This is a genomic window from Pantoea sp. SJZ147, from assembly GCF_007828605.1.
GTDB classification, from domain to species: Bacteria; Pseudomonadota; Gammaproteobacteria; order Enterobacterales; family Enterobacteriaceae; genus Pantoea; species Pantoea allii.
On sequence record NZ_VIVB01000003.1, the window covers coordinates 35489 to 58909 of the forward strand.

The window sequence follows — 23421 nt, forward strand, 5'->3', positions numbered from 1 at the left end:
AACAAGGAATTCATTATGGATATCTCTCAATTTCCACAAATTAATCCACCTCAGCGTCTGTTAATGGGGCCTGGCCCCATCAATGCCGATCCGCGCGTGCTGCGTGCGATGTCGAGCCAACTGCTCGGACAATACGATCCGGCGATGACGCACTATATGAATGAAGTGATGGCGCTGTATCGCGGCGTGTTTCGCACGGAAAACCGCTGGACGCTGCTGATCGACGGTACTTCCCGCGCCGGTATTGAGGCGATTCTGCTGTCGACAATTCGCCCCGGCGATAAAGTGCTGGTGCCGGTGTTTGGGCGTTTCGGCCATCTGCTGTGCGAAATTGCCCGCCGCTGCCGTGCCGAGGTGCACACGATTGACGTTCCATGGGGCGAGGTCTTCACGCCAGATCAGGTCGAAGACGCCATCAAAAAAGTCAAACCGCGCCTGTTGCTGACCGTGCAGGGCGACACCTCCACCACCATGCTGCAGCCGCTGGCTGAGCTGGGCGCAATCTGCAAAAAATATGGCGTGCTGTTTTACACCGATGCCACCGCGTCGCTGGCGGGAAATGCGCTGGAAACCGATGCATGGGGACTGGATGCCGTGTCCGCAGGTATGCAGAAGTGCCTGGGCGGTCCGTCGGGTACCTCGCCCGTCACCCTGAGCGATGAAATGGCGGCGGTGATCCGCAAGCGTAAATGCGTGGAGCAGGGGATTCGCACCGACGCGCATCAGGATGGCGACGACGAGATGATCTACTCCAACTATTTCGATCTCGGCATGATCATAGATTACTGGGGCCCGGAACGGCTCAATCACCATACTGAAGCCACCAGCGCGCTGTTTGGCGCGCGCGAATGTGCGCGTCTGATCCTGCAGGAAGGCCTGGATAACGGTATTGCGCGCCACAAACTGCACGGCGAAGCCATGCTAAAAGGCATTCAGGGAATGGGGCTGGAAACCTTTGGCGATCTCAGTAACAAGATGAGTAACGTTTTAGGCGTGGTGATTCCACAGGGCGTCAATGGCGATCAGGTCCGTAAACTGATGCTGGAGGATTTCGGCATTGAAATCGGTACTTCTTTTGGCCCGCTGCACGGCAAAGTCTGGCGCATTGGCACCATGGGTTACAACGCCCGTAAAGATTGCGTGATGCAAACCCTGGCGGCGCTGGAAATGGTACTGGCGCACGTGGGCTACCGTGCGCCACAGGGTGCCGGTTCGCAGGCCGCCTGGGATCACTACGGGAGCCATGCATGATGATGAATGCCAGCGAGGCTCAGATTGCCGCCCGGCGTATCATGGCGCGCTGTGACGCGCTGGCTGAGATCAGTGAAAGCGATCAGGGGCTGACTCGGGTTTACCTGTCACCAGAGCACCTGCGAGCCAATGCGCGCGTCGGCGAATGGATGCAGGCCGCCGGCATGACGGTCTGGCAGGATGCCGTCGGCAATATTTGCGGTCGTTATGAGGCCGCCCAGCCCGGTGCCCCGGCGCTGTTATTGGGTTCGCACCTGGACACGGTCCGCAATGCGGGCCGCTACGACGGGATGCTTGGCGTACTGAGCGCCATCGAAACCGTGCAGTGGCTGAGCGACCATCAGCGTCGCCTGCCGCTGGCGATTGAAGTCATCGGCTTTGGTGATGAAGAGGGCACGCGTTTTGGCATCACCTTACTCGGCAGTCGTGGTATTACCGGTACCTGGCCCGACAGCTGGCCAACGCATCCGGATGGCAACGGCATTACCGTTTCTCAGGCGATGCGCGATGTGGGACTGGATGCTACCCAGATCCCGCGTGCTGCGCGTGCCGTCAGCGATATCGTGGCCTATCTGGAGTTGCACATCGAGCAGGGACCTTGCCTGGAGCAGGACGATCTCGCGCTGGGCGTTGTCACAGCGATCAACGGTGCCCGCCGCCTGAACTGCAGCTTTACGGGCGAAGCCGGACATGCCGGTACGGTGCCGATGAACCACCGTAAAGATGCCCTGGCGGCGGCGGCAGAATGGATGGTATTTATTGAACACACGACGCGCGAACAACCGGGGCAGTTAGTGGCAACGGTAGGCACGCTTAGCTGTGCACCGGGCGCGGTCAACGTTATTCCGGGCGAGGTGAACCTGTCGCTCGATGTGCGTGGGCCGGAGGACGCGCCGCTTGAGTCGCTGCTGTCCACGTTACTGACCCAGGCGGAAGCCATTGCGCTGCGTCGGGGTTTGACCTTTACGTCTAATGAATATTACCGCATTGCGGCGACGGCCTGCGATGCGAGGTTACAGCAGGCGCTGAGCCACGCGATTGAAACCGTACAGGGGCGCAGTCTGGCACTGCCCAGCGGCGCAGGCCATGATGCTATCGCGATTGCGGAACGCTGGCCGGTAGGGATGCTGTTTGTGCGCAACCATCGCGGCATTAGCCATCATCCGGCGGAATCGGTTAAGGAAGCAGATGTCGGCCCAGCCGTTCAGGCTTATTTGCAGGCCGTTTGCCACCTTGCGGAGCAGCACTAAATGGATCTCGTCACCTTTAATCAGTTACCCGACGCCGCCGCTCAGCTTGCGCTGTCGCACTGCGTCGCGATTCCACGCTGGCAGCAGGCGATGGTGGCGGCGCGCCCCTTTCACAGCCTTGAGGCATTGATTGCCGAAGCACAACGGCTGACAGCTGACTGGCAGACAGAAGACCTCAATTTTGCCCTGTCGGCGCATCCGCGAATCGGTGACAAGGTGCAGGGCAACGGTATTGAAAAATGTTTATCGCGCAGTGAACAAGCCGCCATGCACCAGGCGGACGACGGGCTGCAGCAGGCAATGCTGCGGGGAAATCAGGCTTATGAGGCGCGTTTTAATCGGGTATTTCTGATCCGGGCAAAAGGGCGCAGCGCGCAAAACCTGCTGGACGAACTCACACGGCGGCTGGACAACGACCACGAAACCGAGCAGCAAGAAGCGCTGGAACAGCTGCGTGAGATCACCCTGCTACGGCTTAAGGAGAGTTTTTCATGAGCACAATCAGCACCCATATTCTGGATACCGCGCTGGGGAAACCCGCGGCTGACGTGGCAATCTTGCTGGAACAGAGCACGGCACAAGGCTGGTCAGCTTATGCCAGCGGCGTCACCGACGGCGATGGTCGCCTCAAGGACTTGACGCCAGAGCCGATCGCGCCAGGCCATTACCGCCTGACGGCGGCGATTGGCGACTACTTTCGCGTGATCGGACGGGATGCGCTGTACGTCAGTGCGCAAATCGATTTCGTGATTGCTGCAAGCGGCAGCCATTACCATCTGCCATTTTTAATCTCGCCCTGGAGCTGGTCTACCTATCGCGGCAGCTGACGGGGTTATCAGGCGTGGCACTTTTCCGCTGCGCTTGAGAGCTATCGGCTATCAAAACCTTCGGCCCATCCGAATATATTCTTGCTAACACCAGGGTTATCTTAAGGATGACAATGTGAAGGCAACGGAGCCGATAATGAGCACGCCAAAAGATAATGATGTAGCCGCTTCAGGAAAATGTCCCTTTCATCACGGTAAATCGGAAGAAGAAAGCGTTCTGGCTCGCGGAGCCGGTAGTGGCACCAGCAATCGCGACTGGTGGCCAAATATGCTGCGCGTGGACCTGCTGAACCAGCATTCCAATCGTTCAAATCCCCTCGGCGAAGACTTTAACTATCGCGAAGAATTCAGCAAGCTGGACTATGCTGCGCTGAAAGCCGACATCCGGGCGTTGCTCACCGACTCCCAATCCTGGTGGCCTGCCGACTGGGGCACCTACATTGGCTTGTTTATCCGTATGGCCTGGCACAGTGCCGGTACTTACCGCACCATCGACGGCCGTGGGGGTTCAGGTCGTGGTCAACAGCGCTTTGCCCCGCTGAATTCCTGGCCAGATAACGTCAGCCTTGATAAAGCCCGTCGCCTGTTGTGGCCGGTGAAACAGAAATACGGCCAGAAAATCTCCTGGGCCGACCTCTATATCCTCGCCGGCAACGTCTCGCTGGAAAACTCAGGTTTCCGTACCTTCGGTTTTGGTGCCGGTCGCGAAGACGTCTGGGAACCGGATATGGACGTGGACTGGGGTCATGAAACCGAGTGGCTGGCACATCGCCATCCAGAAAGCCTGGCGAATGCGCCACTGGGCGCCACAGAAATGGGCCTGATTTATGTCAACCCGGAAGGCCCCAACGCCAGTGGCGATCCGGCCTCTGCCGCGCCTGCTATTCGCGCCACCTTCGGCAACATGGGCATGAACGATGAAGAGATCGTCGCGCTGATTGCGGGTGGTCACACCCTGGGTAAAACCCACGGTGCCGCCGCTGCGAGCCACGTGGGCGTCGATCCTGAAGCCTCACCTATCGAAGCGCAGGGCTTTGGCTGGAGCAATAACCATGGTAGCGGCGTGGGTGCAGATGCGATTACCTCGGGTCTTGAAGTGGTCTGGACGCAGACACCAACGCAGTGGAGCAACTACTTCTTCGAGAACCTGTTCAAATACGAATGGGTAAAAACGCACAGCCCGGCCGGTGCTATTCAGTATGAAGCAGTCAATGCCGACGACATTATTCCGGACCCGTTCGATCCGGCGAAAAAGCGCAAGCCGACCATGCTGGTGACGGATCTGACGTTACGTTTCGACCCCGAGTTCGAGAAGATTTCTCGCCGTTTCCTGAACGATCCGCAGTCCTTTAACGAAGCCTTTGCCCGCGCCTGGTTCAAATTGACCCACCGTGATATGGGGCCAAAAGCGCGCTACATCGGTCCTGAAGTGCCAAAGGAAGATTTACTGTGGCAGGACCCGTTACCGCAGCCTACGCATCAGCCGACGCCAGGCGATATCAGCGAACTGAAAGCGAAAATCGCTGCGTCGGGCCTGACGGTCAGCCAGCTGGTGTCTGTTGCCTGGGCGTCTGCATCGACCTTCCGGGGCGGTGACAAACGTGGTGGCGCTAACGGTGCCCGTCTGGCGCTGGCACCACAGAATAGCTGGGCGGTAAACGCCAGCGTGGTTAACGAGGTATTACCTAAACTGCAGCAGATTCAGCAGGAATCCGGTAAGGCTTCGCTGGCTGATGTGATCGTACTGGCGGGCAGCGTCGGTATCGAAATGGCCGCAGCCGCAGCAGGCGTTGCCGCACAGGTGCCGTTTATCCCAGGCCGTGTGGATGCGCGTCAGGATCAAACCGATGTGGAATCCTTTAACGTGCTGCAACCGCTGGCCGATGGTTTCCGTAACTACCGTCGCGTACAGGGTGGTTCATCGACAGAAACCCTGTTGCTGGACAAAGCGCAGCAGCTGACGCTGAGTGCTCCAGAGCTGACCGCGCTGGTGGGTGGCTTACGTGTACTGGGCACCAACTTTGACGGCAGCCATCACGGCGTGTTTACCGACCGAGTGGGCGTCCTGAGTAACGATTTCTTTGTGAATTTGCTGGATATGCGCACCGCATGGCGTGCGACTGACGGCAGTGAAGAGATCTTCGAAGGCCGCGATCGTCAGAACGGAGCGGTGAAATTCAGCGCGACGCGTGCCGATCTGGTGTTCGGTTCCAACGCCATTCTGCGTGCTCTGGCAGAAGTTTATGCCAGCAGCGACGCAAAACAGAAGTTTGTTACTGACTTCGTGGCGGCCTGGACGAAAGTGATGAATCTGGATCGTTTCGACCTGTAGTAATCCTGAATCACCCCCGGCCTGTCCGGGGGTGACGTCATTCCGTTAGCGTAAAGCCATCAGCATCGCGCCAGGCCGGAAACCTTTCGCGGTATGCCCGCAGGTCTGACAGCGATAACGCGGCATCAACGCTGCCTGCTTGGCAGGATTCACCTGCCGCCAGAATCTCGCCCTGTGGCGAAATAATCCGACTGTCCCCACTGTACTCGTGCTGATTGCCATCGCTGCCCACGCGATTGCAGCCTGCAACAAATGCCTGATTCTCAATCGCCCGTGCCAGCAGCAACGCCTGCCAGTGCAGGCTGCGCGGTGCCGGCCAGTTAGCGACATACAGCGCCAGATCGTAATCATCCCGGTTACGCGAGAACACCGGAAAACGCAGGTCATAACAGATTTGCGGCAAAATACGCCAGCCGCGCCACTGAATCACCGTGCGTGCCTTACCGGCAATATAGTGATGCTGCTCGTCAGCCATGCGAAACAGGTGACGTTTATCATACTGATGCAACGTGCCATCCGGCTCAACCAGCAGAAAACGGTTTACGGCGCCCTCCGCGGTATGAATGGCGGCGCTGCCGCCCACCAGCGCATCACAGCGTCGCGCATGTTGTCCCAACCACTCGACCACCTGCGCCTGCGGTAGCGCCGACTGGGCGGCTTCCATCGCAAAGCCGGTGGTAAACATTTCCGGCAGAATAATCACATCCCGTTGCGTGAGGTTGGCTAAGATCCGATCGAAATGGCGCAGGTTGGCCTCGCCATCCATCCACGTCAGGGGCTCCTGTAGCAGCGTTATCGCTAAAGTCGACATAACCGCTCCGCTGCTGCATCGAGTGTGGCTTCCTGTTTCGCAAAGCACAGCCGGATGAGTTTGTGGGGGAAAGGTCCGGCACAAAACACCGAAAGGGGAATCGCCGCGACGCCCACTTCGCGCGTCAGCCACTGGCAAAACGCCACGTCGTTCAGATCGGAAATCGCGCTGTAGTCCATCAGCAGAAAATAGGTGCCTTCGCACGGCAACAGGCGGAACCGACTGCTGCTCAGCGCCTGCATCAACCGATCACGGCGCGCGCGATAAAAATCGGGAAGTTCGCGGTAGTGCTCTGGATGCTGGCGCAGCATATCGGCAATCGCCAGTTGAGCCGGCGTGTTCACGGAAAACGTCAGGTATTGATGGATCTTGCGGATCTCGGCGCTAATAGCGGCAGGCGCAACGCAATAGCCCACTTTCCAGCCGGTCATGTGAAAGGTTTTACCAAAGGATGACACCGCAATTGCACGCTGGCGCAACGCGGGATGGGCCAGCACGCTGGCATGGCCTGCCTCGGCAAAGCAGATGTGCTCATAGACTTCATCGCTCAGCACGTAGATTTCCCGGTCAGAGATAGCCTGCCACAACGCGGCATAGTCCGCCTGGTGCCAGACGCTGGCTGAAGGATTATGTGGCGTGTTTAAAATGACCAGGCGGGTTTTGTCACTTAACAGCGCGGAGAACGCCGACCAGTCAACCGCGAACAACGGCGGCTGCAACGTGATGCGTTTCAGCATGCCGCCTGCCAGCTCCACCGCAGGCGCATAGCTGTCGTAACTGGGATCGAAACAGATCACTTCGTCACCGGGCCGCACCAGGGCGGTGATGGCGGCATAAAGCGCTTCTGTCGCGCCTGCCGTCACGGTGATATCGTCATTAACGCAGGGGCGATAGCCGTAGAGCGCGGCGGTTTTATCCGCAATAGCTTCGCGAAGCGGTTGCGCGCCGGTCATGGGCGCATACTGATTCGCGCCCTGGCTGACATGGTAAGCCAGCCTCTCCTGCAGGTAAGACGGACCGTCAAAATCCGGAAACCCCTGGGAAAGATTAATGGCATTATGCTGCTGTGCCAGCGCGCTCATTTGCGTGAATATCGTTGTGCCGAGTGCAGGCAGTTTGCTCTCGGGCGTCAGGTTGGACTGCGTCATGATTAGGTAGCCTTACGCGCAAAAACGGTAGCGGAGAAACCCTTAGTTGATGCCACTATAAACAGGATGCTAGTATTTGGCAATCAAGACGCTTAGACGGCTAAAAGGAACGATGATGTCCGATTCATCTGCAGTAGAAAACCTGGTGGAAGCCTGTCACTGGATAGGCGCGAAGGGCTGGGCACCGGCCACCGGCGGCAATATGTCGGTGCGTCAGGATGCTCATTTTTGCCTGCTGAGTGAGTCGGGCAAAGATAAAGGCAGCCTGACGCGCGACGATTTTATCCAGGTCGAGATTGCCACCTGTCAGGCGCCTTCGGGGCGCAAACCTTCGGCGGAGACCGCGCTGCATACACTGATTTACCGGTTGTTTCCGGAGGCGGGCGCGGTGTTGCACACGCACACGGTGAACGCCACGGTGTTGTCCCGGGTTGAGCAGGGCGCGGCCTTGTTGCTGTACGGTTATGAGATGCAAAAGTCGCTGAGCGGCCAGACGACGCATGACACTACCGTGGCGATTCCAGTATTCGACAACAGCCAGGATGTGGCGGCGCTGGCGTCAGAGATCGAGGATTATGCTGCCCGCTTTCCGTTGCGCTATGGCTTTCTGCTGCGTGGACACGGCCTGACCTGCTGGGGCAAAGACGTCGCTGAAGCCCGTCGCCATCTGGAAGGTCTGGAATTTTTATTTGAATGCGAGCGCCAACGTCGCCTGCTGGAGAAAGCATGATAAAGGCCATTGTTACCGATATTGAAGGCACCACCAGCGATATCCGCTTTGTACACAACGTTCTGTTTCCCTATGCCCGTGCGCATCTGGCGGACTATGTTCGCCAGCATCAGGCGCAGACTGACGTGCAACAGGCGCTGAACGCGGTGCGTGCCGAAGCGGGGCAACCCGATGCCAATATAAACGGCGTCATTGATATTCTGTTTTCTTACATGGATGCGGATCGCAAATCGACCGGTTTAAAGGCGCTGCAGGGGATGATTTGGCGAGAAGGCTACCTGAACGGCAGTTTCACCGGACATCTTTATCCTGACGTACTGCCTGCGCTCACGGCCTGGCACGCGCAAGGTATTAAATTATATATATATTCCTCTGGCTCGGTTGCCGCGCAGAAATTGTTATTTGGCTACAGCGATGAAGGTGATATTACTGGTTTGTTCAGCGGCTACTTTGATACTCACGTAGGTGCCAAGCGCGAGATGACGTCGTATCAGAACATCGCCGCGCAAACAGGCTTGCCGGCTGATCAACTGCTGTTTCTTTCTGATATTCATCAGGAGCTGGACGCAGCAGAGCAGGCCGGCTGGCACACGCTGCAGCTGATTCGTGACGCGGCAGATGATGACAGCCATCATCGTCAGGTCACTAATTTTTCCCAGATTAACCCGGAGTCGATTTGAGATGAGTGCACTGACCATTTTTAGCGATAGCGATCCCAGCCAGCCGATATGGCACAGCACCGATGCCGAAGCGATTCGCGCGCGGCTGAATGCCAAAGACGTCCGTTTTGAACGCTGGCAGGCCGACCGCGATCTGGGGGCAAACCCGGATGCGGAAACGGTTATCAACGCTTATCAGCATGCCATTGATCGCCTGGTGGCCGAGAAAGGTTATCAGAGCTGGGACGTGATCAGCATGCGCGCCGATAACCCGCAGAAGGACGTTCTGCGCCAGAAATTCCTGTCGGAACACACGCACGGCGAAGATGAAGTTCGTTTCTTTGTCGAGGGCGCAGGGCTGTTCTGTCTGCACCTCGACGGTGAAATTTTGCAGATCCTGTGCGAAAAGAACGACCTGATCTCGGTACCTGCTGGCACACCGCACTGGTTTGATATGGGATCGTCCCCGCACTTCACTGCGATCCGCATTTTTGATAACCAGGAAGGCTGGATTGCCAATTTCACCGGCGACAAGATTGCAGATGCCTATCCACGACTGGCGTAAGTAAGCCGGTATCGTTAAGCGTGCTGCTTCCTGGCGGAAGCAGCATCGCTCGTCACTGTGACTGAAAGAGGCCATCCTGAACCTGCTGTGGGGTGACCACGCCCGTATCCAGTACCCAACCGCTGATAAGCGCCGCTGGCGTGACGTCGAAGGCCGGATTGTATACCCGGGCATCTGCAGGCGCCCACTGCACGCTACCGAAGCTGCCAGCAACGCCGGTGACTTCGCTGGCGGCACGCTGTTCGATAGGAATGGCTGACCCCGTCGGACACAGGCGATCCAGCGTGGTATGCGGGGCGGCAACGTAAAAGGGAATACCGTGATAGTGCGCCAGCACCGCCAGGCTGTAGGTGCCAATCTTATTGGCAACGTCGCCATTGGCAGCAATGCGATCGGCACCGACCCAGATGGCATCGACGTTGCCCGCCGCCATCAGGCTGGCGGCCATCGCGTCGGTAATCAGATGATAGGGCACGCCGAGCTCGCCGAGTTCCCACGCCGTTAAGCGTCCGCCTTGCAACAAAGGGCGCGTTTCATCGACCCAAACGTTACGAACCTTGCCCTGCTGATGCGCGCGCGCGATAACACCCAGTGCTGTGCCGACGCCCGCGGTAGCCAGGCCACCGGTATTGCAGTGGGTTAACAGCTGGCTTCCGGGTTTGACCAGCACGCTTCCGGCTTCAGCGATGCGCTCACAGAGCTGTTTGTCTTCATTAACCAGACGCAGCGCTTCGTCCACCAGGCTCGCCACCCTTTCAGGTTTTTCCAGCGCCTGCTTCATCCTGTCCAGGTTATTCATCAGGTTGACCGCGGTCGGGCGGGCGGCGCGCAGGATCGCCAGTGACTGCGCCAGCTGCTCGCGCGTTTCACCTTGTTCCGCCAGTAGCGCCAGCAGCAGCGAGGCAGACAAGCCAATTAAAGGGGCGCCGCGTACCCGCAGCGCATGAATGTGTTCAACCAACTGCGCGACCGAATGGGCAGGCAGCCAGTTTTGTTGCTGTGGCAGGGCCTGTTGATCCAGTATCCAGAGCTGGTTGTTGCGAACCTGTAAGCTGGTGGTTTGGAATGTCTGCATTCTTGGTGAATTCCATGTTGCGTTAATGGCGGATATTGTGCCAACATGCTTAACGGATGTATAGACGTCTGAACGGCTTATTACGAAAGATTAATCAGGTCCGGCTTGCACCGGCGTTTGTTGATGAGGAAAGGTCAATGTCGCAATACCGTACATTCACTGCAGCTGACGCTGTGGAATATGCCAAAACGTTTGGCGGCATGGATGATCCTTCTGTTTTATGCAGCGCGGAAGAGATCGGCGATGGTAACCTCAATCTGGTCTTCAAGATTTACGACAATCAGGGGAAAAGCCGCGTGGTGGTCAAGCAGGCGCTACCCTACGTGCGTTGTGTCGGTGAGTCATGGCCGTTAACGCTCGATCGCGCCCGCATTGAGGCGCAAACCCTGGTTGAGCACTACAAATATTGCCCTCAGCACACGGTCAACGTGACGCATTACGATGCGGAACTGGCGGTGATGGTGATGGAAGATCTCTCCAGCCACCAAATCTGGCGCAGTGAGCTGGTCAAAGGCGCGTACTATCCTGAAGCACCTCGTCAGTTGGGTGAATACCTGGCCCAGACGCTGTTCCATACCTCAGACTTTATTCTGCACCCGCACCATAAAAAAGCCGAAGTGGCGCGCTTTATCAACCCGGAACTGTGCGAAATCACCGAGGACCTGTTCTTCAACGATCCCTACACTGACCATGAGCGCAACAGCTATCCTGAAGCGCTGGAGCCGCTGGTCGCCTCACTGCGCACCGACGACGCGTTGCGTATTGCCGTTGCCGGGCTTAAACACCGTTTCTTTAGCCATGCCGAAGCCTTACTGCATGGGGATATCCACAGCGGCTCCATTTTTGTGGCTGACGGGAGCCTCAAAGCGATCGACGCTGAGTTTGGCTATTTTGGGCCGATCGGCTTCGATGTTGGCACCGCGCTGGGTAATCTGCTGATTAATTACTGCGGTTTGCCCGGTCTGCTGGCACCGCGCGAAGCCGTTGATGCCCGCGAGCAGCGCCTTAGCGATGTGCGTGATGTGTGGAATACGTTCGCAGCACGTTTCCTGGCGCTGGCAGAAAGCAAGACGCAGGATGTGGCCATGGCTTATCCGGGCTATGCCCAGGCGTTTCTGCGTAAAGTCTGGGCGGATACCATTGGTTACTGTGGCACTGAGTTGATCCGTCGGACGGTGGGCATGTCGCACGTGGCGGACATGAAACTTATCCGGGATGATGAGATGCGCACCGATTGCATTCGTAATGCGATTACGTTGGGCCGCACGTTGATTCTGGCCGCCGGGCACGTTGAGGATGTCGAAGCATTGATTGCCCGCATTCGTCAGGCAGGGTAAAAAAAAGGCCGACATGATGTCGGCCTGATGGATTATGCCGCCTCGCTGGGGAGGGCGGGCTTAGAGGCAGCCTGCTTGGCCGGAACGGCCAGCGCATCAGCCTCAAACTCATCCACGTTAATGGAACGCAGACGGCTCTGCTCGGCGCGTTTCAACACCTCTGCTTCTTTGTCGTCAATCCAGCCCTTCTCCAGCGCCTGTTTTGCCAGTGCATCGAGTCGTGTGAACGAGAAGTGTTTTTTATGCTGTTTGCACAGGCGGTCGTGAATCACTTCTGCCGCCATCACATCCTGCAGTGCCTGCTCTAACTGACCTGCTGGGTTATGCTGGCTCGGTTCCAGATACTGACCGCGACCCAGGCGCGAGCGCGTTGCGGAAGGCACCTGCAGCATTTTTGCCAGTTTATGGTCAAGGCGATCGGATGGAGCAGGGCAGTGCTGACCACCGGCGAACACCACCAGTCGGATCACCCCAGCCACCAGACGATTCGGGAAGTTGCTCAGCAGATCGTCCATGGCTTTTTCTGCCTTATTCAGCGCATCCTGCACGCCCCACTGCACCAGCGGTAAATCCGCCTCGTGACGCCCTTCATCGTCATAACGTTTCAGGGTGGCAGACGCCAGATAGAGCTGGCTCAGCACATCACCCAGACGGGCGGACATGCGTTCGCGACGCTTCAGACTGCCGCCTAACACCGCCATAGAGACATCTGACAGCAACGCCAGGTTGGCACTGATGCGGTTCATGTGCTGATAATAGCGACGCGTAGCATCGCGGGTAGGCGCAGCGCTGGTGCGCCCGCCAAGCAGGCCCAGCCACAGGCTGCGCATCGCATTGCTGCCTACGTGACCAATATGGCTGAACAGCGCTTTATCAAAGGCCGCAACATCGTTGCTGGCAGCGGCAGCCATTTCCTGCAGGACATAAGGATGGCAACGAATCGCGCCCTGACCAAAGATAATCATGCTGCGGGTCAGGATATTCGCGCCTTCCACCGTGATAGCGATAGGTGCGCCCTGATAGGCACGCGCCAGGAAGTTGCTGTCTCCCAGCATGATGCCTTTACCGCCCGCGATATCCATAGCATCAATGATCGACTGCTGGGCGCGGTGGGTACAGTGGTATTTCACAATGGCTGACAGCACGGCGGGTTTCTCACCCTGCATAATCCCGGTGGTAATCAGCGTTGCGGCTGCGTCCATCACATAGGCATTACCTGCGATTCGTGCCAGCGGCTCTTCGATGCCTTCCATTTTGCCGATAGACAACTTGAACTGACGACGGATGTGAGCATAGGCACCGGTCGCCAGCGCCACACTTTTCAGGCTGCCGGTTGAGTTTGACGGCAGCGTGATGCCACGACCGACCGACAGACATTCCACCAGCATCCGCCAACCCTGACCGGCCATTTCCGGGCCACCAATGATGAAATCAATAGGAACAAAAATGTCTTTGCCACGGGTTGGACCATTTTGGAACGGCACGTTGAGGGGGAAGTGGCGATGACCGATTTCCACACCTGGCGTGCTGGTCGGGATCAGGGCACAGGTAATGCCCAGTTCCTCTTTCTCGCCCAGCAAATGCTCTGGATCGGAGAGTTTAAATGCCAGACCCAGCACGGTAGCGATAGGGGCTAACGTGATATAGCGCTTGTTCCAGGTCAGGCGCATGCCCAGCACCTGCTGGCCCTGCCACTCGCCCATGCAGACCACACCCGTATCGGGAATCGCACCGGCATCTGAACCGGCTTCCGGGCTGGTCAGCGCGAAACAGGGAATTTCATCTCCCCGGGCCAGACGCGGTAAATAGTGGTCTTTCTGTTTTTCCGTACCGTAATGTTGCAGCAGTTCGCCCGGGCCGAGTGAGTTAGGTACGCCTACGGTAATCGCCAGAATACCCGATACGCCCGACAGTTTTTGCAACACGCGCGCCTGTGCATAGGCAGAGAATTCCAGCCCGCCGTACTCTTTTTTGATGATCATGGCGAAGAAGCGGTGCTCTTTCAGATATGCCCACAGTTCTGGCGGCATATCAGCCAGCTCATGGGTGATCTGGAAATCATTTGCCATGCGGCAGGCTTCTTCCACTGGGCCATCGATAAAGGCCTGCTCTTCCGGTGTCAGGCGCGGTTGTGGATAGTTATGCAGTTTCTGCCAGTCGGGTTTGCCCTGGAACAGATCGCCTTCCCACCAGGTGGTGCCCGCGTCAATCGCCTCTTTCTCTGTGCGTGACATTGGCGGCATCACTTTCTGGAAGCGTTGCAGCATCGGTTGGGAAAACAGTTTGCGGCGCATGCTGGTCAGGTTCAGTGGCAGCAGAATAATCGCCAGCGGTAACAGCAGCCAGGGCGTCCAAAGGTGGGCCGCCGCCATCGCTGCAGTCCACAGCAGGAGGATTGCGCTGCTGAGGGGCAGAGAGAGGCGGTGATAAAACAGCGCGCCAATTAGCACCACTGTCGCAAGAATCGAGACAACCATCATAATGAAGTGCTCCGTTAAGTAGTAAGAGGTCTGACCTGTTATGAGTAGAGGTGTAAATCAGATGCTGGCATTTATCAATTTTTTTACATCGCAATTACAACCTGACTCACAAAATCAGCCAAACAGCGCGTTGGATGAAAACAGCAGGCGCGAAAAAACGCTGGGCATGCGGTATCTGGCTGTGTGGTGCTTTGCGCGCGTCAGCCATTCCGTTAAACTTGCTGCGATTAACCTCCCCTACAAAGGACAAGTCTATGTATCAGGACATTATTCGTTCAGAGCTGAACGAGGCTGCAGAGACGTTGAATAACTTTCTGAGTGACGACGCGAACATTCACACCATCCAGCGGGCTGCGGTGATGTTGGCTGACAGCTTTAAAGCGGGCGGCAAAGTGCTTTCCTGCGGCAACGGTGGCTCTCACTGTGATGCGATGCATTTTGCGGAAGAACTCACCGGCCGCTACCGTGAAAATCGTCCTGGATACCCGGCTATTGCCATTTCAGACGTCAGCCATCTTTCCTGCGTGAGTAACGATTTTGGCTATGACCACGTTTTTTCCCGTTATGTTGAAGCGGTAGGGCGCGCAGGCGACGTGCTGCTGGGGATCTCTACCTCGGGTAACTCTGCCAATATCATCAAGGCTGTTGAAGCCGCGCGCGCGCAGGGCATGAAAGTGATCACCCTGACCGGCAAAGATGGCGGTAAGATGGCGGGCAGCGCGGACATTGAAATTCGTGTACCGCATTTTGGTTATGCTGATCGCATTCAGGAGATCCATATCAAAGTGATCCATATCCTGATGCTGCTGATTGAAAAAGAGATGGTCAGGTAACAGCACGACTGGCCTCCTGGTCGACAGGAGGCATTTTGACATAAGGCGGTTGCTATGTGCGAATTGCTCGGGATGAGCGCCAATGTTCCCACCGATATTTGTTTCAGTTTTACCGGATTGGTGCAGCGTGGCGGCGGAACAGGGCCGCATAAAGACGGCTGGGGCATTACGTTTTATGAAGATAAAGGCTGCCGCACCTTTAAAGATCCCTTACCGAGTTTTAATTCCCCCATTGCGCGTCTGGTGCAGGAATATCCAATTAAATCTCATTCGGTCGTGGCACATATTCGCCAGGCGAATCGTGGACCGGTCTCCCTGGAGAATACGCATCCGTTTACCCGGGAATTATGGGGCCGTCACTGGACTTATGCACACAACGGGCAGCTTAAAGGCTACAGGCAACTGGAGACCGGGACGTTTCGTCCGGTAGGGGAAACCGACAGCGAGAAGGCATTTTGCTGGATTCTGCATAAGCTGGCCACGCGCTATCCGCGCACGCCGGGGAACTGGCCTGCGGTCTTTCGCTACATTGGGGAACTGGCGGGTGAGCTACGGCAGAAAGGCGTATTTAATATGCTGCTGTCGGATGGTCGCTACTTAATGGCATTCTGCTCAACCAATCTGTTTTGGATTACCCGCCGTGCACCTTTTGGTCGGGCGCAACTGCTTGATCAGGACGTGGAGATTGATTTCCAGAAACACACCAGCGCGAACGATATAGTGACCGTCATTGCCACACAACCGCTGACGGGAAATGAAACCTGGCACCGAATTGTGCCAGGCGAATGGGCATTATTTTACCTTGGAGAGCGCCAGGAATGACTGGGATGCCGCTTCAGGTTGGGTGATCACCGGGCTGCTGTTCATCACATATCTGCCGCTGGTCACATTCACGGTCGGCGGCTGATGATACTGCGCAAAGTAGGTGTAGCCGGGCTGAAGTTGCTTCCAGAAATCCGCATAGGTGGAATAGCGATGACGCTGCATATTGCTGTCGGTCATGCGAAACGGATAAATGGCAATATTCACTTCCTGCTGACCATTACGTAATGCCGCATTCACATAGGTGAAAATCTCATCCATATAGGCATTGGTCATGGCATAGCAGCCGATAGACTTACAGTCGCCATGAATCATTAAATAGTTACCGCTGTAGCCCTGGTCGCGATCGTATTGATTGGGGAAGCCAATATTAATCGCGCGATAGAAACGGCTGTCCGGCTTTAGCTGATTCATTTTTACGCTGTAAAAACCTTCCGGGCTTTTAAAATCGCCTTCACGACGTTTTGGCCCCAGGCCGCCAGAAAAGTTGCAGATGCGATAGGTATCCAGCAAGCGATATTCGTTGCCAATCTTGCCGTACAGCTCAAGGGTACGCTCTTCCTTGAAGATCTGAATATAAACCGGCGTACCGATTAACTGTTTCTTTAATTCTTTGCTCACCGGCGCTAGTGGCTGAACCGGCTCAGGAGTCATTGCCATGCTGAGGGCTGGCAGTAAAATCATCGCAAACAGAAGTGCGATTTTGCCCATGCTGTGTACACCTTGAAGTGAAGAAGAACAACGGCGCGATAAGTGCGCCTCTGTTTGCATTATCGGAACTTTCCGCTACCGCAGCGCAACATTAAACATTGTGTGTTTTTTTAGCAATACAGCGCAGAGCAAAATGTCCATTTCTTTGACGGAATAGCGCCGAAAATTTGTAAAGTTTGTTAGCAACTGCAAGAAATATTGCACAAGCCTCTTTGGACTGTATACTTATCCAGTGCTGGAGGGGCGATGCGTAAGATCATTCATGTCGATATGGACTGCTTTTTTGCCGCAGTGGAAATGCGTGATGACCCTTCATTGCGCGATATTCCCATGGCGATTGGCGGCAGCCGCGATCGGCGCGGGGTGATCAGTACCGCTAACTATCCGGCACGCAAATATGGCGTGCGCAGTGCGATGCCCACGGGCATGGCACTGAAGCTATGTCCTCATCTGCGTTTATTACCCGGGCGCTACGAAGTTTACAAAGAGGCATCCAGCCAGATTCGCGCCATCTTTTCACGCTTTACCTCCCTTATTGAGCCACTTTCGCTGGATGAAGCCTATCTGGATGTCACCGACAGCACGCACTGTCAGGGATCAGCTACGCTGATCGCCCAGGAAATCCGCGCCACTATCTATCGGGAAACCCAACTCACGGCCTCTGCGGGCATCGCACCGATTAAATTTCTCGCCAAAATCGCTTCTGACTTAAACAAGCCTGATGGCCAGTTTGTCATTACCCCTGCACAGATGTCTGATTTTTTACTGGCGCTGCCGTTGGCGAAAATTCCCGGTGTGGGAAAAGTGTCGGCAAAAAAGCTGGAAGAGCTGGGATTACATACCTGCGGCGATGTGCAAAAAGCCGATTTGGCGTTACTGCTTAAGCGCTTCGGTAAATTTGGTCGGATCTTATGGGAGCGCAGCCACGGTATTGATGAACGCGGTGTGGTGGTTGAACGCGAACGTAAATCGCTGGGCGTTGAGCGCACGCTGGCTGACGATATCGACAGTTGGGAACGCTGCCTGGAGATTATTGATTACCTCTATGCCGAGCTTGATCGGCGCTTAACTCAGATACGGCCCGATAAGCATATTGCGCGTCAGGGCGTGAAACTGAAGTTCAGTGACTTTCAGCAGACGACCCAGGAGCATGTCTGGCCGGTGCTGAATAAAGACGACATGATTGCCGTGGCGCGTAAAACCTGGGATGAGCGCCGGGCTGGACGCGGCGTGCGGCTGGTGGGATTGCATGTGACGCTGGTGGACCCGCAGTTGGAGCGGCAACTGCTGCTGGGATTATAGGGGAGTTCCGCCGTTGGCGGGGATGGGGTTTGCTCTGGTTCTGCCCGGCTGGCCCGGGCGATGCGGTTTTGCATTGAGCATATTCTGCCCGGCTGGGCGTTATGGTTTTGCACTGAGTATGTTCCGCCCGCCAGGCGGCAGGGAGTTTCAGCCTGCCCGAGCAGGCGGTCGGGTTAAGGGGCTCACGCCAGCCCCTTAACAATCCCGGCGTCCGGCAGCCGTCGCTGTCCCTTCGTCACTCACTGCGGCCTGACGGACCGTCCGGATGCGCCCTCCGTGGCGCAGCCGTCCTCGTCGCGGCATCCCTGCCGCGCCGTCCTGGCCTCCGTTCTCTCCTCAGCGCACCGGATGCCTCCAGCAAACCCCCGCCTGTGAGGGCTTATTCCTCCTTTGGTTTGGTTCTGCCTGCGAGGCGGTGGTATACCGTTTTGCACTGTGCAGGTTCCGCCCGCCAGGCGTCGGGGAGTTTCAGCCTGTCCGAGCAGGCGGTCGGGTTAAGGGGCTCGCGCCAGCCCCTTAACAATCCCGGCGTCCGGCAGCCGTCGCTGTCCCTTCGTCACTCACTGCGGCCTGACGGACCGTCCGGATGCGCCCTCCGTGGCGCAGCCGTCCTCGTCGCGGCGTCCCTGCCGCGCCGTCCTGGCCTCCGTTCTCTCCTCAGCGCGCCGGATGCCTCCAGCAACCCCCCGCCTGTGAGGGCTTATTCTTTAGTTGATGTGGGGTTGCCTGTTGGCGTGGGCGATGTCGTTTTTTTCGGGTGTGTTCTGCCTGCAAGGTAGTGGGGATACGGTTTTGCACTGAGCATGTTCCGCCCGCCAGGCGTCGGGGAGTTTCAGCCTGTCCGAGCAGGCGGTCGGGTTAAGGGGCTTGCGCCAGCCCCTTAACAATCCCGGCGTCCGGCAGCCGTCCTCGTCGCGGCATCCCTGCCGCGCCGTCCTGGCCTCCGTTCTTTCCTCAGCGCGCCGGATGCCTCCAGCAAACCCCCGCCTGTGAGGGCGTATATTTTTCCCAAAGACCGGCTTCGCCTGTCTGTTGTTAACATGCGTAATCAGAACTGAAGACAGGGAAGCCTGACGAAAATGAAAAAATGAACAGCAATAAGATGTGAAGCTTTTCTGGCATCTGAAGCGATGTTTTCTGACATCTGAAGCGACGCGGAAAGTAGTTTTGGCACAGGTATCAAAGCGGGGGAGTGGGCCGGCCTTCCCGTCCCGCTGAGCGGATGCAGGATTTCCGGATGAGCCGACAGGACGTCGGCGAAAGCCAGGCCGCGCCAGGGACGGCGCGTCCTGGCGGTCCGGGAGAAATCCTGAAGCAGCGAAGGGACCGCGCAGCGGCGGGTGGGCAGGACGGGAGCCCGGGGTCAAGGGGCCGCGGCGACTGGCGGCCCCTTGTCGGTCGCCCGCACGGGGCGGACTGAAACTGCCTGCCGCCTGGCGAGCGAAACCTTCTCGGAGCTTTATGACTGAACGCCGCTCAGGCTGGCAACCCGGCAGCCCGGGGTCAGGGGGCCGCGGCGACTGGCGGCCCCTTGTCGGTCGCCCGCACGGGGCGGACTGAAACTGCCTGCCGCCTGGCGAGCGAAACCTTCTCGGAGCTTTATGACTGGATGCCGCCCAGGCCACCAACCAAAGCCACGTTCATGCCATGAACGCCACCTGCCCAGGCGCCAGCCCTTACTTCTTATATTTTGCTTCCAGCGTCGCAAACCACGGCTGGACGAAATCCTCATTACTGCCCCAGCCTGGAATGATTTTGTTCAACGACGCCACGTTCACCGCACCAGGATGGCTGTTAAGCGCCTGCTGAGAAATCGAAGCGGCTTTAAATTCATAGGTAGCTGGCGTGGTTTCACCGGCAATCTTGTTTGCCACCAGGCGCATATTGACGGCCCCGATGGTTTTAGGATCGACCGCGACAGTCTGTACCCACGGGCTGCCTTTCTGACGCATCAACTGCAAGTCCTGATTCGAGACATCGATGCTGTACAGTTTGATCTCTGTACGGCCATTTTCCTGCAGCGCTTTGTAAGCGCCCTGGCTGAACGCGTCCCATGCACCCCAGATGGCGTCAATCTTGCCTTTAGGGTATTTCGCCAGGATAGCGCCAACTTTATTGGCGGTGTCGCCCTGGACATCCGTTGATACCGCGCCAATCGACTCAAGTTGATGAATGCCAGGGTTCTCTTTCAGCAATTTCTCATAAACAACCTGACGACGTTCCATCGGCGGGAAACCGGCAACCCATAATTTAACAATGTTGGCTTTGCCGTTGAAATCCTTGATTAACTGTCCCAGCGACAACTGGGCCAGAGACGCATCATCCTGCGCGGTGACTGTGACACCCGGAATCGGGTTGTCCACGGGCGTATCAAATACCGATACCTTAATGCCGGCGTCCGCAATGCGTTTTACCAGCGCACTGGCGTACGGCGCTTTGCCGTGGGACAGCACAATACCGTCGTATTTCTGGCTGATCGCCTGATTCACGAAATCCTGAAAGCGCGCATCGTCGCCGTTGCTGAGAAACGTACTGACTTTAAAGCCTAACTGGCGGCCTTGCTGAATGGCCCCCGCAACAAACTGTGTGGTGTTGTCGTCTGAGCCAAGGTTACGGATGACGGCAATGCGTATCGGGCCTTCATGGTTAGCGATAGCGGCAGGAACTGGCGTGACGGTGTCGGCAAACGCTGTACTGGCGTTTAACAGGCTGAATGCCAGCAGCGAGAGTGTTATCTTTTTCATTATTCTTAACTCCAGTTGGGGATGCGCCTTAGCGGCGCTGTACGTAAGTGATAGCCAGTGCTAATGCCAGCACCAGCCCTTTGATAATGTCCATGGCGTAATAGGGAACCGACAGCATCACCAGACCGTTTTGCAGCACGCCAAGAATGACGGCACCCACCAACGTACCCAGCGCATTCGGCTTACCGGAACCGGCCAGAGAAAGGCCGATCCAGGCTGCCGCAACCGCATCCATCAGATAACCGCCACCCGCGTTAACCTGCGACGATCCGATGCGTGATGCCAGTAAAATACCGCCCAGCCCGGCTAACAATGACGCGATGACGTAGGCCAGCACGCGATAACGTGTCGTGCGAATACCAGAGAGCCTGGCGGCCTCGGGATTACCGCCCAGCGCGTACATGCGGCGACCGTGCTTTGTCAGGGATAATGCGAGCTGTGCCACGACCGTGACAACCAGCATGATAATAACGATTGTCGGCACCTGCCCCAGCAGGTTAAACGTTGCCGGAATCGTGCCTTCAGCCATATCACCGCTTGGCAGCACCATATTTTCCGTAATGGAGCCACCAAAACTGTAGGTCATTGCCACGCCCTGAATCACAAACAGGGTGGCCAGTGTCGCCAGCATGTCGGGAATCCGCAGCACCACGATCAGAAACGCATTGAACAGCCCGACCAATGTACAAAGCACCAGCGTGATGGCAATGGCCGCCGTGGTATCAAAGCCGTACCAGACGAATAGCGAAATCACCAGGGCGTTCGCCAGTGAGGCGGTAGAACCAACGGACAGATCGAAGCCGCCGACGGTCAGCGAAACGGATACGCCCACCGCAATGACGGTTACGATGGCGATGGAGCGTAAAATATTGATGATGTTGTTCGGCTCCAGAAAACTGTCGGAAGCCAAACCAAAAGCGGCGATCAATATCACCACCGTTAGCAGCATGCCCCACTTATACAGGAAATCGAACAGCTGATGGCGCAGCGAGGAAGACGCTGGCTTCAGGGATAAGTCTTTACTACTGCTCACGCAGGGGTTCCTCCGGTGGAATAGAGCAAAAGTGTCTCTTCTGTGGCTTGCCGTCCCTCTAACTCCGCCACAATACGTCCATCCCAGAGCACACAAATACGGTCGCATAAGCCGACCAGTTCAGAAAATTCGCCAGAGGCGTAAATAATGCCTTTGCCTTCATGGGCAAGGTTGCTGATCAGCGTGAACAGCTCTGTTTTCGCTTTTACGTCCACGCCCTTGGTCGGTTCATCAAAAATCAGCACATCGGCGTTATTGCGCAACCATTTGCCAATCGCCACTTTCTGCTGATTGCCACCGGAGAGCCGACGCAGTTGCTGCGCCGGGCCCGTGGTACGCACGCTGAGGCGGCGAATCACCGCTTCTGCCCAGCGCCAGGCCTGACGATGACCAAACAGGCTCCAGCGGGAAAAGCTGTCGTCTGCGCTGATGCTGAGGTTCATCGCCACCGACTCATCAATAAAAATGCCTTCTTTACGGCGCTCTTCAGGCACCAGCGCCATGCGCTGTTGCACCGAGTCGTGTGGCGATCGCGGCTTCCAGCGTTTACCGTGCAACTCACCGCGTGAAACGCGGCTCTTACTGGCACCAAACAGCGCCTTGCACAGTTCGGTTTTCCCCGCGCCCGCCAGACCGGCAATGCCCAGAATCTCGCCTTTATGCAAACGCAGTGAAATATCCTGCAGCAGGTGTTCATCATGCAAACCGTCCACCGCCATGATCACGGGCTGCGGCTGCGATGGACGCCGCGGTGGATAGATATCGGTTAACGGATGCCCCAGCATTTTTTCAACAATCTGCTCACCGCTCAGCGCCGCCATCGGGCCGCTTTCAATCAGTCGTCCATCGCGCAGCACCGTCAGGCGGTCGCAAATGGCCTTCAGCTCGTGGATACGGTGAGAAATAAACACGACACCTATGCCGCTGGTTTGCAGACGACGGACGACAGCGAACAGGCGTTCGCTCTCGTGCTGGTCGAGCGGCGCAGTGGGTTCGTCAAGAATCAGAAAGCGGCAGTGATGGGAGAGGGCTCTGGCCAGCAGAATTTGCTGCTTTTCCGCCAGCGAGCAGCGCTCTACCGGGCGTTTAACATCTATCGATGCATCCAGCTGGGCCAGCAGATGACGAGCCCGGCGACGAATATCGCTCCAGCGGAAACCATGACCTGGCTCTGCTAACTGATCCAACAGAATGTTTTCCGCTACGCTGAGCTGTGGCACTAATGCCACATCCACCTCCTGCTGAACAAGGTGAATACCCAACTGTTTGGCATCCCGCGGGCTGCGAATCGAAACCGGTTTACCGTCCAGCAGAATCTCACCGCTGTAGTGACTATGGGCACCTGACAGCACTGCCATCAGCGTGGATTTACCGGCCCCATTGGCCCCGGTCAGCGCATGAATCGAGTGACCTTCACTCAGAAAATCCACCGACGTTAACGCGGCAAATCCGCCAAAATCGATGGAGATGTTACGCATCTCAAGGCGATTTAAAGCATGCATTGCAGGGAT

At 56.9% G+C, this 23421-nt stretch carries 20 protein-coding genes; 12 read left to right on the top strand and 8 right to left on the bottom strand.

The genetic code is table 11. From position 1 onward, the window contains the following. Positions 1-15: 15 nt before the first annotated feature. From FBY13_RS05415 to katG, 5 genes are all read left to right on the top strand, one after another. Complete coding sequence (locus tag FBY13_RS05415) at positions 16-1251, top strand: alanine--glyoxylate aminotransferase family protein (RefSeq protein ID WP_145393682.1); 1236 nt, start codon at positions 16-18, stop codon at positions 1249-1251. After that, entirely contained in the window at positions 1248-2501 is a 1254-nt protein-coding gene (gene hpxK, locus FBY13_RS05420; protein ID WP_145393683.1) for an allantoate amidohydrolase, read from the top strand. The genes FBY13_RS05415 and hpxK overlap by 4 nt, the downstream gene beginning before the upstream one ends. Further along, positions 2502-2996 (top strand): 2-oxo-4-hydroxy-4-carboxy-5-ureidoimidazoline decarboxylase, encoded by a 495-nt coding sequence (gene uraD, locus FBY13_RS05425; protein WP_063878535.1) that lies wholly within the window; start codon positions 2502-2504, stop codon positions 2994-2996. After that, complete coding sequence (uraH, locus tag FBY13_RS05430; RefSeq protein WP_145393684.1) at positions 2993-3328, top strand: hydroxyisourate hydrolase; 336 nt, start codon at positions 2993-2995, stop codon at positions 3326-3328. The genes uraD and uraH overlap by 4 nt, the downstream gene beginning before the upstream one ends. Positions 3329-3464: 136 nt before the next feature. Beyond that, complete coding sequence (katG, locus tag FBY13_RS05435) at positions 3465-5660, top strand: catalase/peroxidase HPI (RefSeq protein ID WP_145393685.1); 2196 nt, start codon at positions 3465-3467, stop codon at positions 5658-5660. A gap of 37 nt (positions 5661-5697) precedes the next feature. Here the strand turns inward: katG and FBY13_RS05440 are convergent, their stop codons facing one another. Further along, positions 5698-6471 carry an amidohydrolase gene (locus tag FBY13_RS05440; protein ID WP_145393686.1) on the bottom strand — a complete coding sequence of 258 codons (774 nt, stop codon included), beginning with the start codon at positions 6469-6471 and terminating at the stop codon, positions 5698-5700. After that, the gene (locus FBY13_RS05445; protein WP_145393687.1) at positions 6459-7619 is read right to left on the bottom strand and encodes a pyridoxal phosphate-dependent aminotransferase; all 1161 of its coding nucleotides are present in this window, start codon (positions 7617-7619) and stop codon (positions 6459-6461) included. The genes FBY13_RS05440 and FBY13_RS05445 overlap by 13 nt, the downstream gene beginning before the upstream one ends. Positions 7620-7734: 115 nt before the next feature. Between FBY13_RS05445 and FBY13_RS05450 the strand changes: the two genes are divergently transcribed. Genes FBY13_RS05450 through FBY13_RS05460 form a run of 3 tightly spaced genes read left to right on the top strand, consistent with a single transcriptional unit; the run spans position 7735 to position 9573 of the window. Next, the gene (locus FBY13_RS05450) at positions 7735-8349 is read left to right on the top strand and encodes a methylthioribulose 1-phosphate dehydratase (protein ID WP_063878540.1); all 615 of its coding nucleotides are present in this window, start codon (positions 7735-7737) and stop codon (positions 8347-8349) included. Beyond that, positions 8346-9029, top strand: a complete 684-nt coding sequence (gene mtnC / locus FBY13_RS05455; RefSeq protein WP_145393688.1) for an acireductone synthase — start codon at positions 8346-8348, stop codon at positions 9027-9029. The genes FBY13_RS05450 and mtnC overlap by 4 nt, the downstream gene beginning before the upstream one ends. Before the next feature lies 1 nt (position 9030). Continuing rightward, positions 9031-9573 (top strand): acireductone dioxygenase, encoded by a 543-nt coding sequence (locus tag FBY13_RS05460; RefSeq protein ID WP_145393689.1) that lies wholly within the window; start codon positions 9031-9033, stop codon positions 9571-9573. Between the two features lie 52 nt (positions 9574-9625). On the opposite strand, the gene mtnA is transcribed toward FBY13_RS05460, so the two are convergent. Further along, complete coding sequence (gene mtnA / locus FBY13_RS05465; protein WP_145393690.1) at positions 9626-10648, bottom strand: S-methyl-5-thioribose-1-phosphate isomerase; 1023 nt, start codon at positions 10646-10648, stop codon at positions 9626-9628. A gap of 137 nt (positions 10649-10785) precedes the next feature. Between mtnA and mtnK the strand changes: the two genes are divergently transcribed. After that, positions 10786-11985, top strand: a complete 1200-nt coding sequence (gene mtnK / locus FBY13_RS05470) for an S-methyl-5-thioribose kinase (protein ID WP_063878543.1) — start codon at positions 10786-10788, stop codon at positions 11983-11985. Between the two features lie 32 nt (positions 11986-12017). Here the strand turns inward: mtnK and fadE are convergent, their stop codons facing one another. Further along, positions 12018-14465 (bottom strand): acyl-CoA dehydrogenase FadE, encoded by a 2448-nt coding sequence (fadE, locus tag FBY13_RS05475; RefSeq protein ID WP_145393691.1) that lies wholly within the window; start codon positions 14463-14465, stop codon positions 12018-12020. A 254-nt stretch (positions 14466-14719) separates the two neighbouring features. Between fadE and lpcA the strand changes: the two genes are divergently transcribed. After that, positions 14720-15298, top strand: coding sequence for a D-sedoheptulose 7-phosphate isomerase (lpcA, locus tag FBY13_RS05480; protein WP_063878545.1), 579 nt, complete (start codon positions 14720-14722; stop codon positions 15296-15298). A 54-nt stretch (positions 15299-15352) separates the two neighbouring features. After that, positions 15353-16120, top strand: a complete 768-nt coding sequence (locus FBY13_RS05485; protein WP_063878546.1) for a class II glutamine amidotransferase — start codon at positions 15353-15355, stop codon at positions 16118-16120. Here the strand turns inward: FBY13_RS05485 and dpaA are convergent. After that, a complete protein-coding gene (gene dpaA, locus FBY13_RS05490; protein WP_063878547.1) occupies positions 16091-16831 on the bottom strand; it encodes a peptidoglycan meso-diaminopimelic acid protein amidase in 741 nt (246 codons plus the stop codon). The two genes, FBY13_RS05485 and dpaA, sit on opposite strands and share 30 nt — an antisense overlap. A gap of 246 nt (positions 16832-17077) precedes the next feature. Between dpaA and dinB the strand changes: the two genes are divergently transcribed. Continuing rightward, positions 17078-18133, top strand: a complete 1056-nt coding sequence (dinB, locus tag FBY13_RS05495) for a DNA polymerase IV (RefSeq protein ID WP_063878548.1) — start codon at positions 17078-17080, stop codon at positions 18131-18133. 1676 nt (positions 18134-19809) lie between these two features. Here the strand turns inward: dinB and FBY13_RS05505 are convergent. From FBY13_RS05505 to FBY13_RS05515, 3 genes are read right to left on the bottom strand one after another with little or no spacing between them, the layout of a single operon-like run. Continuing rightward, positions 19810-20877 carry a sugar ABC transporter substrate-binding protein gene (locus FBY13_RS05505; protein WP_145393692.1) on the bottom strand — a complete coding sequence of 356 codons (1068 nt, stop codon included), beginning with the start codon at positions 20875-20877 and terminating at the stop codon, positions 19810-19812. Between the two features lie 28 nt (positions 20878-20905). Further along, positions 20906-22018, bottom strand: a complete 1113-nt coding sequence (locus FBY13_RS05510) for an ABC transporter permease (RefSeq protein ID WP_241567281.1) — start codon at positions 22016-22018, stop codon at positions 20906-20908. Then, positions 21907-23412, bottom strand: coding sequence for a sugar ABC transporter ATP-binding protein (locus tag FBY13_RS05515; RefSeq protein ID WP_109718309.1), 1506 nt, complete (start codon positions 23410-23412; stop codon positions 21907-21909). Before FBY13_RS05515 ends, FBY13_RS05510 begins: the two co-directional genes overlap by 112 nt. Positions 23413-23421: the final 9 nt, after the last annotated feature.

Bases quoted from the DNA above. Each gene is read 5' to 3' on its own strand.
- mtnK (WP_063878543.1), top strand. From the start codon at position 10,786: ATGTCGCAATACCGTACATTCACTGCAGCTGACGCTGTGGAATATGCC.
- dinB (WP_063878548.1), top strand. From the start codon at position 17,078: ATGCGTAAGATCATTCATGTCGATATGGACTGCTTTTTTGCCGCAGTG.
- uraH (WP_145393684.1), top strand. From the start codon at position 2,993: ATGAGCACAATCAGCACCCATATTCTGGATACCGCGCTGGGGAAACCC.
- katG (WP_145393685.1), top strand. From the start codon at position 3,465: ATGAGCACGCCAAAAGATAATGATGTAGCCGCTTCAGGAAAATGTCCC.
- mtnC (WP_145393688.1), top strand. From the start codon at position 8,346: ATGATAAAGGCCATTGTTACCGATATTGAAGGCACCACCAGCGATATC.
- fadE (WP_145393691.1), bottom strand. From the start codon at position 14,465: ATGATGGTTGTCTCGATTCTTGCGACAGTGGTGCTAATTGGCGCGCTG.
- uraD (WP_063878535.1), top strand. From the start codon at position 2,502: ATGGATCTCGTCACCTTTAATCAGTTACCCGACGCCGCCGCTCAGCTT.
- mtnA (WP_145393690.1), bottom strand. From the start codon at position 10,648: ATGCAGACATTCCAAACCACCAGCTTACAGGTTCGCAACAACCAGCTC.
- FBY13_RS05460 (WP_145393689.1), top strand. From the start codon at position 9,031: ATGAGTGCACTGACCATTTTTAGCGATAGCGATCCCAGCCAGCCGATA.
- FBY13_RS05510 (WP_241567281.1), bottom strand. From the start codon at position 22,018: ATGCGACCGTATTTGTGTGCTCTGGGATGGACGTATTGTGGCGGAGTT.
- FBY13_RS05505 (WP_145393692.1), bottom strand. From the start codon at position 20,877: ATGAAAAAGATAACACTCTCGCTGCTGGCATTCAGCCTGTTAAACGCC.
- hpxK (WP_145393683.1), top strand. From the start codon at position 1,248: ATGATGATGAATGCCAGCGAGGCTCAGATTGCCGCCCGGCGTATCATG.
- FBY13_RS05515 (WP_109718309.1), bottom strand. From the start codon at position 23,412: ATGCATGCTTTAAATCGCCTTGAGATGCGTAACATCTCCATCGATTTT.
- FBY13_RS05485 (WP_063878546.1), top strand. From the start codon at position 15,353: ATGTGCGAATTGCTCGGGATGAGCGCCAATGTTCCCACCGATATTTGT.
- FBY13_RS05440 (WP_145393686.1), bottom strand. From the start codon at position 6,471: ATGTCGACTTTAGCGATAACGCTGCTACAGGAGCCCCTGACGTGGATG.
- lpcA (WP_063878545.1), top strand. From the start codon at position 14,720: ATGTATCAGGACATTATTCGTTCAGAGCTGAACGAGGCTGCAGAGACG.
- FBY13_RS05450 (WP_063878540.1), top strand. From the start codon at position 7,735: ATGTCCGATTCATCTGCAGTAGAAAACCTGGTGGAAGCCTGTCACTGG.
- FBY13_RS05415 (WP_145393682.1), top strand. From the start codon at position 16: ATGGATATCTCTCAATTTCCACAAATTAATCCACCTCAGCGTCTGTTA.
- FBY13_RS05445 (WP_145393687.1), bottom strand. From the start codon at position 7,619: ATGACGCAGTCCAACCTGACGCCCGAGAGCAAACTGCCTGCACTCGGC.
- dpaA (WP_063878547.1), bottom strand. From the start codon at position 16,831: ATGGGCAAAATCGCACTTCTGTTTGCGATGATTTTACTGCCAGCCCTC.